12 protein-coding genes are annotated in these 12309 nt (G+C 72.1%); 5 read left to right on the forward strand and 7 right to left on the reverse strand.

Annotated features, from left to right (window positions below):
* Positions 1 to 164 precede the first annotated feature (164 nt).
* Positions 165 to 1799 carry an acyl-CoA dehydrogenase family protein gene (locus tag QF027_RS36935; RefSeq protein ID WP_307079518.1) on the reverse strand — a complete coding sequence of 545 codons (1635 nt, stop codon included), beginning with the start codon at positions 1797 to 1799 and terminating at the stop codon, positions 165 to 167.
* Between QF027_RS36935 and QF027_RS36940 the strand changes: the two genes are divergently transcribed.
* A complete protein-coding gene (locus QF027_RS36940) occupies positions 1798 to 1992 on the forward strand; it encodes a hypothetical protein (RefSeq protein WP_307079520.1) in 195 nt (64 codons plus the stop codon). The two genes, QF027_RS36935 and QF027_RS36940, sit on opposite strands and share 2 nt — an antisense overlap.
* 568 nt (positions 1993 to 2560) lie before the next feature.
* Positions 2561 to 3703, forward strand: coding sequence for a YihY/virulence factor BrkB family protein (locus QF027_RS36945; RefSeq protein WP_307079522.1), 1143 nt, complete (start codon positions 2561 to 2563; stop codon positions 3701 to 3703).
* Between the two features lie 54 nt (positions 3704 to 3757).
* Here the strand turns inward: QF027_RS36945 and QF027_RS36950 are convergent, their stop codons facing one another.
* Entirely contained in the window at positions 3758 to 4594 is an 837-nt protein-coding gene (locus QF027_RS36950; RefSeq protein WP_307079523.1) for an NmrA family NAD(P)-binding protein, read from the reverse strand.
* 81 nt (positions 4595 to 4675) lie between these two features.
* On the opposite strand from QF027_RS36950, the gene QF027_RS36955 reads away from it, so the two are divergent.
* The gene (locus QF027_RS36955) at positions 4676 to 5617 is read left to right on the forward strand and encodes an AraC family transcriptional regulator (RefSeq protein WP_307079525.1); all 942 of its coding nucleotides are present in this window, start codon (positions 4676 to 4678) and stop codon (positions 5615 to 5617) included.
* A 20-nt stretch (positions 5618 to 5637) separates the two neighbouring features.
* On the opposite strand, the gene QF027_RS36960 is transcribed toward QF027_RS36955, so the two are convergent.
* Positions 5638 to 7719: a zinc ribbon domain-containing protein gene (locus tag QF027_RS36960; RefSeq protein WP_307079527.1), complete on the reverse strand. Its 2082-nt coding sequence runs from the start codon at positions 7717 to 7719 to the stop codon at positions 5638 to 5640.
* Between the two features lie 188 nt (positions 7720 to 7907).
* On the opposite strand from QF027_RS36960, the gene QF027_RS36965 reads away from it, so the two are divergent.
* Positions 7908 to 8573 carry a helix-turn-helix domain-containing protein gene (locus QF027_RS36965; protein WP_307079530.1) on the forward strand — a complete coding sequence of 222 codons (666 nt, stop codon included), beginning with the start codon at positions 7908 to 7910 and terminating at the stop codon, positions 8571 to 8573.
* Here QF027_RS36965 and QF027_RS36970 read toward each other — a convergent pair.
* Positions 8556 to 8957, reverse strand: a complete 402-nt coding sequence (locus tag QF027_RS36970; RefSeq protein ID WP_306974857.1) for a VOC family protein — start codon at positions 8955 to 8957, stop codon at positions 8556 to 8558. The genes QF027_RS36965 and QF027_RS36970 overlap by 18 nt on opposite strands.
* Before the next feature lie 52 nt (positions 8958 to 9009).
* A complete protein-coding gene (locus QF027_RS36975) occupies positions 9010 to 9642 on the reverse strand; it encodes a VOC family protein (RefSeq protein WP_307079533.1) in 633 nt (210 codons plus the stop codon).
* Between the two features lie 289 nt (positions 9643 to 9931).
* Between QF027_RS36975 and QF027_RS36980 the strand changes: the two genes are divergently transcribed.
* Positions 9932 to 10471, forward strand: coding sequence for a peptidoglycan-binding domain-containing protein (locus QF027_RS36980; protein WP_307079534.1), 540 nt, complete (start codon positions 9932 to 9934; stop codon positions 10469 to 10471).
* Between the two features lie 33 nt (positions 10472 to 10504).
* Here QF027_RS36980 and QF027_RS36985 read toward each other — a convergent pair whose 3' ends face one another.
* Positions 10505 to 10939 (reverse strand): helix-turn-helix domain-containing protein, encoded by a 435-nt coding sequence (locus tag QF027_RS36985; protein ID WP_306974849.1) that lies wholly within the window; start codon positions 10937 to 10939, stop codon positions 10505 to 10507.
* Between the two features lie 235 nt (positions 10940 to 11174).
* Positions 11175 to 12218, reverse strand: coding sequence for a LacI family DNA-binding transcriptional regulator (locus tag QF027_RS36990; protein WP_307079536.1), 1044 nt, complete (start codon positions 12216 to 12218; stop codon positions 11175 to 11177).
* Between the last annotated feature and the right edge of the window lie 91 nt (positions 12219 to 12309).

Here is a 12309-nt window from a genome sequence, read left to right on the forward strand (position 1 = left end):
ACAGACGCCAGGAAGTTGCAACCCCCTGCAACCCTGGTGGTGGGCTCCGGCTTGTTTGAAACTTGGGCGAACGCCGTCTCGCAGCGGCGTCTCCGGCCTCCGAGGGCCGCAACGGGGGTGGTGCCGTGTCGGCGCAGCACCACCCCCGTTCAACCGGTGAACGGTCAGTGCACCGGACGGGCGCGATCCACCACCGACGCCAGGTCCAGGGTCGAGGGCAACGTGCCGAAGGCCGATCCCGCGTCACCGCCCAGGCGGGACGCGCAGAACGCGTCGGCCACCTCCGCGGGGGCGTGGCGGACGAGCAGGGAGCCCTGCAGGACGAGCGCGAGTCGTTCCGTCAGGTGGCGGGCCCGGCCCTCGATGCCCTCCAGATCGGCCAGTTCGGTGAAGAGGCTCTTTGTCGCCGCGTCCAGGCGGTGGTCGGCGCCCCGGGTCTCGCCGATCTCCAGGAGGTAGGCGTTCAGGGCCTGGGGTTCTCGCCGCAGGACCCTCAGGACGTCCAGGGCCTGGACGTTGCCCGCACCCTCCCAGATGGAGTTCAGCGGTGATTCGCGGACCAGGCGGGGCAGGCCCGACTCCTCCACGTAGCCGTTGCCGCCCAGGCATTCGGCCGCCTCCACCGTCAGCGGGGTGCAGCGCTTGGTGATCCAGTACTTGGCCGCCGGTACGGCGATCCTGAGGAAGGCCCGTTCCTGCTCGTCGCCCTTGTCGTAGGCGGCCGCCAGACGCAGGGCGAGGGTGGTCGCCGCCTCGGACTCCAGGGCCAGGTCGGCCAGGACGTTGCGCATCAGCGGCTTGTCGACGAGCTTGCCGCCGAAGGCCTCGCGGTGCGTGCAGTGGTGGATCGCCTGGGCGACGGCCTGGCGCATCAGGCCCGCCGACCCCAGCACGCAGTCGAGGCGGGTCGCCGCGACCATCTCGATGATGGTGCGGATCCCGCGTCCCTCGTCGCCCACCCGGCGGGCCCAGGTCCGGTCGAACTCGACCTCGCCGGAGGCGTTGGAACGGTTGCCGAGCTTGTCCTTGAGGCGCTGGAGGAGAAACGTGTTGCGGGTGCCGTCCTCCAGGACGCGCGGGACGAGGAAGCAGGTGAGCCCGCCCGGGGCCTGGGCGAGGACCAGGAAGCCGTCCGACATGGGCGCGGAGCAGAACCACTTGTGGCCGGTGAGCTCGTAGGTCTCGCCGTCGGGCAGGGGCCGTGCGGACGTGGTGTTCGCCCGGACGTCGCTGCCGCCCTGCTTCTCCGTCATGCCCATCCCGAACAGCGCCCCCGCCTTGAGGTGGGCGGGCCGCAGCTCGCGGTCGTAGACGATGGACGTGAGACGGGGCTCCCACTCGGCGGCCAGGTCCGGGTCCGTGCGCAGGGCGGGGACCGCCGCGTGGGTCATCGACAGCGGACAGCAGTTGCCCGCGTCGACCTGCGTCCACAGGAGGAAGGCCGCTGCCCGCCGTACATGGCCTCCAGGGCGGACCCAGGCGGCCGTCAGACCCGCCGAGACACCCTTGCCGAGCACGCGGTGCCAGGCCGGATGGAACTCCACTTCGTCGATGCGGTGGCCGTGACGGTCGTGCGTGCGCAGCCGGGGCGGGTTCTCGTTGGCCTGCAGGCCCCACTCCTGCACCTGCGCCGAGCCGCAGGCCCGGCCGAGCGCCGCCAGCTCACCGTGGACCTCGTCGAGCAGGGCCGGGTCGACATGCCGTTCCACGGCCGCTCGCAGGGCGAGGTCGGCGCTGTAGACGTCGTAGCCGATCAGCGGTGGGGGCTGGTTTGTCACGGTGTGCGTACTGCCTGCCATGGTGCGAACGTACCCCGGGGTACCGCACGGCTCACCTCACGGCGGCGGCCCCCCGGTCGCCGGCCGTCGCCCGCCGGTCGTGAAGGCCACGCCGATCCCGGCCGTCACGGCGAACGTCGCCGAGGAACGGCCGCCCGCCAACATCCAGGCGGTTGTGACCGAGCCGGCCGCGTCGAACGCGCCGAACACCTGAACGGGGAGCATGCCGAGCAGGGCGGGGCATGGAAATTCTCCAGAGAGGGATACGGGCGGAATAGCGCCCGCTGTTCGGCGCGCAGCGGAAAATCATGAAGAAGGACCCCGTGATTCCGGTGTGCCGGAAGGAAGAGAAGTGCCTGAGGTGCGGAACGAATCAAGGGAAGGAGTGGTTCGGTATGTGCCTGAAGTGACCACAGGGCGGGGATGGGGTGGCCCGCTCGAGCCTTCGTCAGGGCCCTGGGAAGGCAATCCGAATTGTTGCTTGCCGGTTGGTCGTTCGTCGGCGGAAATGGCCTAGTCATGCCGTTCGGTGGCGCCATCGGTGAACTCACCCGATGGGCGGTGCATATGCCGTCCGGAATTCCGCTTTTCCCGGCCTGGAAATCCGGCCACCGAGTTCATGGCAGAAAAGGAGTTCGATTTCCTTGACGGTTTCCTCGGGTTTTCCCGGCGTTTTCCGCGACATGACGGAACCGAACACGAGCGGGCGTTCCCCGCACGGGCGTGCCCCGGACCCGGACCGGGGGATGAGTGCACGCTGCCGTGGCGGATACCTTTAGGTCGTGCAGGCAGCAAGCGAATCCCCTCAGCGGCCCTCCGGCCGGCTCCACCGGGCCCGTGCCCTCTACCGGAACGTCTCGAAGCGCAGGACCGCCTGGCTGCTGCTCAAGGACACCTTCAACTCGTGCGTCGAGTACCGCATCCTGGGGCTCGCCGCCGAGGCCGCGTTCTTCTCGCTGCTGTCCGTGCCGCCGCTGCTGCTCAGCCTCATCGGACTGCTCGGCTACGTCGACGACTGGACCGGCACCGACAGCATCAGCAGCCTGGAGTCCAACATCCTGGACGCCGCGCGCACGGTCCTGTCCGACAAGGGCGTACGGCAGATCGCGCAGCCGATCCTCGACGACGTGATGAAGGGCGGCAGGCCCGACGTCATCTCCGTCGGCTTCCTGTTCGCCCTGTGGTCCGGGTCCCGCGCGGTGAACGTCTTCATCGACACCATCACCGTCATGTACGGCCTCGACGGCGTCCGCGGCATCGTCAAGACCCGGCTCGTGGCGTTCGCGCTGTTCATCGCGGCCCTGCTGATCGGCTCGGTGGCACTGCCGCTGATGGTGGCGGGGCCGGACGCGGTGGTACGGATCGTGCCCTGGTCGGCGACGGTGGTGCAGGTCCTGTACTGGCCCGTGGTCATCATCCTGTCCATCGCCTTCCTGACCACGCTGTACCACCTGTCGGTACCGGTGCGCTCACCGTGGATCGAGGACGTCCCCGGCGCGCTGGTGGCGCTCGCCATGTGGGTGCTGGGGAGCTTCCTGCTCCGCATCTACCTCCAGAGCACGATCGAGGGCGCGACGATCTACGGCTCGCTGGCCGCGGCGGTGGCGGTGCTGCTGTGGATCGGCGTCTCGGCCTTCGCCGTCCTGGTGGGCGCCGCCATGAACGCCGCGATCGACCGCGTGTGGCCCGCGGCGGCCACGGCAGCCGCGCGCGCGGCGAACGAGCGGGTGCGGGAGGCGCAGGTCGCGGAGTACGTCGCCCGGGCGGCCGCACTCCACGACACCGACACCGACCCCGAGGACCCCGACATGCCCTCGGAGTTCCCGGAGAGGTGGTCGCGCTTCCTGCCGCCGGAGGACGTGACCTCGCGGCTGCGGACGCACGCGAAGACGACGCACCCCCCGCAGAAGCCGGAGGACTCCTGAGGGAGAGCGTCGTCGATACGGCCCCGCGCCCCTGGGCGCGTCCACTGACGGGGTTCAGACCTTCCAGGTCCCCGCAGCCGCCGCCTCCCTCGCGAAGTCGGCGAAGTCCCGCGGCTCACGGCCGAGAATCTGCCGCACCCCGTCCGACAGATAGGCGTTGCGCCCGTCAAGCAGCTGCGCGAAGGCCTCCACCAGCGCCTCCGCCTCCTGCGGCGGCACCCCGAACCCGACCAGGTTCTCCCCGTACTGCTGAGGCGACACCGCCCGGTACGTCAGTTCCCGCCCCGTCGCCTTCGCGATCTCCGCGACCGCCTCGCCGAAGGTCAGCAGCCGAGGTCCCGAGACCGTGACCGTCTCTCCGGCATATCGGACCGGCGACACCAGCACGGCCGCCACCACGTCCCCGATGTCCCGCACATCCACGAACGGCTCCCGCACCTCACCCGCCGGAAACACCAACTCCCCGCTCAGCCGGAGCCCTTCCACCAACGGCCCCTCGCTGAAGTTCTGCGCGAACCACGCGGCCCGTACGACCGTCCAGTCGGCCCCCGACGCATGCAGCGCCTCCTCCGCGTCCCGCGCCCGGTCCTGCCCCCGCGACGACAGCAGCACCAGCCGCCGTACGCCGGTCCCCACCGCCTCCCGCGCGACCGCCCCGATCGCCTCGGCGGCCCCCGGAGCGCCGATGTCCGAGGGGTACACCAGGTACGCCGCGTCCGCGCCCCGCAACACCCGCGCCCACGTCGACCGGTCCTGCCAGTCGAACCCCTGCGCCCGCGAGGCCGCCCGGACCGTCAGCCCCGCCGCCTCCGCGGACTGCGCCACCCGGCTGCCCGTACGACCCGAGGCACCGGTCACCACCACCGTCATGTTCCGCGAGTTCCGTGTCATGCCGTCGAGTCAACTGCCGCCCGCCGCAAGGCACCATCGCTGAACGGCTCATTCCCATGCGCACGCGTCTACGCTGGCCGTATGGACGCTCTGGCAGGCCTGCTGGAAGGACCGCGGGCGCGTGGCGCCTTCATGATCCGTGCGTGTTTCGACCCGCCGTGGGCGGTGCGGGTGGAGGACCGGGCGCCGCTGACGGTCATGCTGATGGTCCGTGGCGACGCCTGGATCGTGCCCGACTCGGGCGAGCGGATCCGGCTGCGCCCCGGCGACCTCGCCATCGCCCGCGGCCCCGACCCCTACACCTGCGCCGACGACCCCGATACGGCCCCGCAGGCACTGATCCTGCCCGGCGCGGAGTGCCGCTACCCCGACGGACGGGCCCTGAACGGCTCCATGGACCTCGGGGTGCGCACCTGGGGCGACCGGCTCGACGGCGAGACGGTGATCCTCATCGGGACGTATCTGATGGAGGGCGAGATCAGCAACCGGCTCCTGGACGCACTGCCGCCGCTGCTGTCGCTCACCACCGACGTGTGGGAGTGCCCGCTGACCCCGCTCCTCATGGAGGAGATCGTGCGCGGCGGGCCGGGGCAGGAGGTCGTCCTGGACCGGATGCTGGACCTGCTGGTCATCGCGGCGCTCCGGGCCTGGTTCTCCCGGCCCGAGGCGGAGGCGCCCGCCTGGTACGCGGCGCTGGCTGATCCCGTCGTGGGGCGGGTGCTGCGGCTGGTGCAGGACGACCCCGCGCATCCTTGGACGGTGGCGTCCCTGGCGGCCAAGGCCGGCGTCTCGCGTGCCGCGCTCGCCCGGCGGTTCAGTGAGCTGGTGGGGGAGCCGGTGATGACGTATCTGACCGGATGGCGGCTGGCGTTGGCGGCGGATCTGCTGCGGGGGAGCCCTTCGACGCTCGAGGCGATCGCCCGACAGGTGGGGTACGGAAGTGCCTTCGCGCTGTCCAGTGCGTTCAAGAGGGGATACGGGGTCAGCCCGCAGGAGTTTCGGGTGCGGGCCGGCGGGGGCTGATCGTAGCGTCTCTAATGAGCCTAGGTTTTCCTGGGTGGGGCTGGGTTTTCGGCCCTGTTGGAAAATGCTCTCGGTGGCCCGTGCCGTGACCCTGCCGCCCGTGGTCGGGTGGTGGGGGTGGCATGGGCGTGCAGGTGGAAGCCTGCGCCGAGGTGGGCCCCGCGTGGCCGGCGCGGCCCGCGGGGTGGGCTCATCGTGTGCGGTGCCTGCCGCCCTGGACGCCGCCGGCTGCGGCGCGGGGGTGACGAGGGCAGTCGCCCCGCCGGACGCTTTCCACCCGGCCCGCCCGCCGCAGACACGGCAGGCGGGGGTGTGGGTGGGGCGGGGGCCCCGCGTCGCCTGTTGGGCGCGGGGCGTCTTGTCGTGGGCCCGCTCTTCGTGCGGTCCGCAGCGCTGGGCCGCGGACCGGGCGGAGTGGGGGCCGGGTGGGGGTGATGCCGGACCGGTTGGTCCAGCTCCGCAACCGTGCGCCGTAGCCGGTAGCTGCCGTCGTCCCGGTTGAGGACAGTGAGGTGTTGGTGTTGCAGGCCTCGGGCGCCGATGCGTTGCCAGGCGGCCACGTCGCGGTCCGCGCTGTAGGCGCAGGACGTGTTCGGGCAGGTGGCCCATTTCCAGCCCGGCGCCGGGTTGTCCGGGGCGGCGTGGTGGCGCAACGGGGTCAGGCAGCGCGGGCAGTACTTCGAGGTCCCCCGTGCCGGGACGATGACCACCGCGATGCCGTAACGGGCCGCATGGTGGACGGTATCGGCCACGATCTGCCCGCGCACGCTGCTGGACAGGCGGGTGTTGAGGGTGCGCCCCTTGCCACGGGCCTCCATGTCGCGGAGGTCTTCCAGGTAGATCACCGTGGCCTCGGCGGCGCGGGCGTGCTCGACCATGAACCGGGCCGCCGCTTTGGCGATGGCCCCGTTCAGGCGCTCGCGGCGCCGGCTGACGCGCCGGTGCTCCTCGCGCAACACCGTCAGCTTGGCCACCATCAGCGGGTCGGGGTGCACTCCACGGGCCAAACTCCCCTGGAGCAGGCGCTCGAGGTGGGCGGCCTTGGTCCACAGCTGTTCGGCCTGGACGCGCAGTCGGTCGGCCTTGGCCAGGATCCCGTCGATGCGCAGGAAGACCGGACGGGCATCGGTGATCACGCCGGGCTGCTCACCGTCGCCAAGGGTGAGGGTGCCGCCGGTGAGCAGGGTGTTCAGCCCGTAGTCGAAGGCGACGGCCCGGGTATGGCCCGCCCGCCGGGTCTTGACTACCGCCGTGCTGTGGGCGACATCCAGCCGCACCCGGCCGTTCCGGACGCGCAGGGTCGGGGCGTGCAGGGCCGCGGTGGCGGCGATGGTCGGCGGCAGCCGGAAACGCATCACCACCTCATGCCAGTCCGCCCGCGAGCGCGGGTCGGGACGCACCGGCAGGCGCACCGTGAGCACCGCGAAGTGCGCCGGATCCTCCCCGCAGCGCTGAAGAGTGCACAGCTGCTTGTCGGCGGCGGCCAAGACCATCTGACGGCCCGCACCCGGAGGTGCTTCCAGCTCACACACATCGGCCGGCATCCGCCGGTGGGCGGCCGCGAAGTCCATGACCTGGCGGGTGCGGGCGCGCAGGACCGAGGAGGCGATGCCCGCCCCGTCCGGGCACGCCGCGCGCAGCGCATCCCACTGCTCGGGGGTGCGGCGCATCGGGTCCGGACTCGCCGCCGGCCAGGAGGTGAGGACCCCCTGGACCACCTCGGCGCGCCAGTGCGCCGCGCGCAGCACCCGTCCGGCCTGCTCCTCGGCGATCCTGCGCACCCGGTCCGATACGTACACGCCCTCAGGAGGCGTGGCGGCCCAGCACAGGGTACGCAACGCCATCCACGCGTTCGAGGGCAGCTTCTCCCCCGACAGTGCCCTGCGCGAGGCCAGCAGGTCCAGATCGGACCGGTTCCAGTGCTCGGCGATCACCGAGGCCGCCATGCCCTCGACCAGGGAGGTCAGCCAGCTCACCCGCTCGGCCAGCTCCCCGGCGCCCAGGACTTCACCACTGGCGGTGTCCAGGCCACGGAACGCGAAGGCGGAAGCGCACGCCACCCGTACCGTCTCCCCGTCCCCCACCGCGACCTTCCGCCGCACCCCGCACCCACCCCCACTCCCGTGCCTCAGACCCACGACCAACCGTCCGACAATCGGACTGACATACCCAACGACGCCATCCGGACAACGTCACGCCCACCGCCCAACCCCACGCAACGAAACAGAACGATCACAGGAACACCCAGGAAAACCAGACCAATTGACGCACTGTACGAGACCCTGGGGATGTGTACACGGAACGGGCGTCCCGGCTTGCCGGTGCCGTCATCTGGACCGGTGACGGGGCCGGACGTGTGCTGCCCGACGGGTGCATGGATCTGCTCTGGAACGAAGGGCGACTGCTCGTCGCCGGGCCCGACACGCGAGCGTACGTCACCGGCGGCGCCCCGAGCACCTGGGCGGGCGTGCGCTTCTACCCGGGGACCGCGCCCGCCTTCCTGGGCGTGCCCGCCCATGAACTGCGGGACCGCCGCGTCGAGTTGGCCGATCTCTGGCCGGCTCCAGAGGTACGGAGGCTGCGGGGCCGTATCGAGAAGGCCCCCGACCCCGCCACGGCACTCGAAGAGATCGCCCTGGAGCGTGCCGCCCCTCCCGACCCCGTCCTGCACGCCCTCGTGACCGCCCTCGACGCGGGCCGCCCCGTCGCCGCGACGGCCGACGAACTCGGCTTGGGCGCACGGCAGTTGCACCGGAGGTCGCTCGCGGCCTTCGGATACGGGCCCAAGACGCTGGCCCGGATTCTGCGGCTGCGGCGGGCTCTCGTGCTGGCCGGGGCCGGGGTGCCGTTCGCGGAGACGGCGGTGCGGAGCGGGTTCGCGGACCAGGCCCATCTCGCGCGGGACGTGAAGGAGTTGGCGGGCGTGCCGCTCGGGCGGCTACTGGCCGTCGGCTAGCGGGGCGTACAGGTCCACGGCGTTGCCGTCGGGGTCGTGCAGCGAGGCGTACCGCTGCCCCCACTCGGCGTTCCACGGCTTGAGCTCACCGTGGAAGCCCTCGCCCACCAGCTCCTCGTACACCGCGTCGACCTCGGCCGGGCTGTCGCACCGCAGCGCGAGCCCCGTGCGACTGCCGCCGGCCGGTGGCCGCCATGCGGGGTGGAAGGAGCGGATCGTCTCCTCGGTGTCGAGCATCAGCCGCACACCGCCCGGCAGTTCGGCCTCCGCGTGCGGCTGCGTCTGCGACCCTTCGGGGAACGGAAACCCGAGCCTCCGGTAGAAGGTGACGGAGGCGGCCATGTCGGAGGCCACCAGACCGATGGCATCGAATCGTGGAGTCATGCCGCCACCGTAGGCAGCGCCCGGACTCCCGGTCTTGAAGGAATCGGACACGTCAGCTGAAGACCACCGGCCCCCGCGGAGTGTCCAGCGTGAAGGAGAGACCCACCTGGCCCTCGGTGAGGAGGAGATCGGCGTCGAGGGCGGCGAGGAGGGGCCGGATCTCGTCCGGTACCGGGGCGGTCGCGGTCAGGGAGAGCAGGGGAGTGGCGGGAAGGCCCGAGGCCGTCGGGTGCGGGGAGGCGCCCCAGTCGATGAGGAAGGGGACCAGGCCGGAGGGGTGCTGGGTGTCGCCGTCCGTGAGGCGCCATCGCAGCAGGGTCCCGTCGGGTGTGCGGCGGCTCATCGGGCGGATCTCGCCGGGGTCGTAACCGCGGGCCCGAGCGGTCGTGACCGCCGCGTCCAGGTCGGGCGGACTGATCGCCCAGGTCACCGTGCGGGCGGTGGCGAGGGTGTCGACGTCGAAGGGGCGCGGCCCCATCGGCTCCGGCTGCTCCGGGTCCGGGCCGATGATCTCCAGATAGGCGGTGCCGCCCAGGGACACGAGGTGGTTGCGGGTGCCGAGACCGACGTGCACACCGCCGGGCGCGGGGGTCACGCCGGTGCGCCGGGTGAAGTCGGCGACCGTCGCCGTCAGGTCCGGGGTCGCGAGGACGAGATGGTCCAGCCGTGCGGGAATCGCGTTCACCACGCCGAGGCTACGCACAGCGACCCGCCCGATGGAACACCTGTACGGCGACACACCGCTCAGTCCCGGCCGTGGCCCGTCCCGTTCCGTCCCAGCAGGTCCCCGTACGGCCCGCGCTCCCGGACCACACCGCCGTACACGGGACGGACCGTCCCGCGCCGGTCCGGGGACCGCGGCAGGTCTCGCCGTGCGCACCTCAGGCCTGTGAGGCTGTGCCGTGCCAAATGAAACGAGCCGCCCTAGGGGGAACCACGGGGGGAACCACGGCGGTTCGGAAAGGGAGACTTCCATGAGCATGCGCAAGCGGGCCGTCGCGATGGTGACGGCCGCGTTGCTGGGCGCCGGCACCCTCGGCCTCGCCGTGGCTCCGACGGCCAGTGCGGCCTCGTACCACGGCATCGACGGCAACGGTGTGGTCAGCGACGACTGGCAGGACGAGGAGAACCTGGGCGTCGACGACTACGCCGACAGCAACGCCACGGCCCTGTGGCAGTCCGTTCTGTACGCGGACGGCGCCAAGTGGCAGGACGAGGACGGGGACTGGCACAACTACTCCAAGAGCCAGATCGACGGCTCGTTCGGCCCGGAGACCGAGTCGGCCACGCAGTGGTGGCAGGAGAACTACGGCCTCACCGACAACGACGGCGTGGTCACCGACCAGAGCTGGGAGTTCGCCCAGCAGTGGCTCCACGGCCCCGTCTCGGGCGGCGGTGTCCGCTACGACGGCGACAAGCGGGACGTCGACTTCAAGCGGGTCAGCGGCAAGTACCGGGTGAAGCTCAAGGGCACCGGCCCCTGGCGGATCGCGTACTACGACCAGGTCGGCTGACGTCCGCCGACGGGGGAGCGGGCGGCTGTACGGTCACCCGCCCCTCGACGGCCACGCCCACAGCACCCCCGCCACCAGCAGCACGATGACGGCGAACGCGGCCAGCGCCGCCGTACGCCATCGCCGGTACTCGAGGCCGGGCGCCGCCGGCGCCGGACCCTCGGGCACCACCTCCGGCGCCGCGGCGGCCACCACCGTGCCGTACGGCCAGACCGGGGAGGCCAGGTCCCACAGCGCCAGCAGCCGCGCCTGATCCGCGCCCGCCACCCGGCACAGCGCCTCCACCGCCCCGCGCGGCGGCTGCTTGGCCCCGCTGAGATACCGCTGCCAGGACGACTTGCTGTACGCGGTGCGCCGGGCCAGCTCGGCGAGGCTCAGATCCGTACGGTCCTTGAGCCGGCGCAGCTGCTCGACGAGATGCCGTGCCTCCCGCGGAAGTGAGTCCGGCAGCGGCCGCCAGCGCGTCATGGTCGTCCCCCAACTGCTCGCCGCCGCCCTCGTCGGGGCGGCGGCCCCCTCCCCGCCGCATCGTTCGACGCCCGCCCGCCCCGGCCAGTTCCCGCCGCCCACAGATGACCGAAGGTGAACGAAACCGGTGGTCAGTGGCTCATGCACCCGATACGAGGGGGGGACGGGTCGACCGGGGAGGCGTACGCCGGGGCACGGGGCACGGGGCACAGGGCACAGGGCGCGGCGACGCGATTCAGCCGGCCGGCGGGGCCGTGCTCGCCCGCTCCACCAACCGCGTCGACAGCTCGGTCCGGGTGCTCTCCGGGCGGTCGCCCTCCATCATGCGGACCAGCAGGCGCAGGGCCGTCGCCGCCATCTCCGACAGGGGCTGGCGGACCGTGGTGAGGGCCGGGGTGGTCCAGCGGGCCTCGGGCAGGTCGTCGAAGCCCACGACGCTGATGTCGTCCGGGACGCGCAGGCCCCGTTCGGCCAGGGCCTCGTACACGCCGAGGGCCATGCGGTCGGAGCAGGCGAAGACAGCGGTGGGCGGTTCGGGCAGGTCCAGGAGTTCCAGCGTGCGGCGGTGGGCCGCGCTCTCGTCGAAGCCGGCGTGGCGGACGTACTCCGGCCGCTGCCGTGTCCCCGCCGCCGCGAGCGCGGAACGGTAGCCCGCCACGCGCGCGCTGCTGCACATCTTGCGCTGGTGGCCGGCGACGACCGCGATGCGTTCATGCCCCAGCGCCAGCAGGTGCTCGGTCGCCGTCACCCCGCCCTGCCAGTTCGCCGCGCCCACCGAGACGACGCCCGGCGGCGGCTCCAGGACCGGGTCGATCAGGACGTACGGGATGCGGTGCTGGTCCAGCCAGCCGTACTGCGACGACGTCAGCTCGGCCAGGTTGAACAGCACCCCGGAGGAGCCGCGCGCGGTGAGCTTGTCCAGCCAGCCGCGCTCCGGGCGCCCGACCCGGGTGCGGTTCGGCCCGGCCGAGACGACCACCTCGAGACCCGCGTCGTGGGCGGCCGCCTCCACGCCGTGCAGCACCGCCCCCGACCAGGAGGTCTCCAGCGAGTGCACGACCAGGTCGACCAGTCCCGACGCCTTCGCCGCGTCGAACCTCGGTCTGCGGACGTAGCCGAGCCGGTCCAGCGCCTCGGTGACCCGGCGGCGGGTCTCGGGGGCCACGTCCTCCCGCCCGTTGACCACCTTGGAGGCGGTCGGCACCGACACGCCCGCCTCCCGGGCCACGACCGCCAGCGTCGGACCGGCCGCCACGCTCGCACTCCCCGTGCGGACCATCGGGAACCACCTCTCCGGCCCGCCCGAGGGCCATGAAAGTTTTCGACCAGCGCGGAAACAGTAAGCGCTTCCTACCCTAGGTTCGCCCGAT

Origin of the sequence: Streptomyces canus (assembly GCF_030816965.1) — a bacterium.
GTDB classification, from domain to species: domain Bacteria; phylum Actinomycetota; class Actinomycetes; order Streptomycetales; family Streptomycetaceae; genus Streptomyces; species Streptomyces canus_E.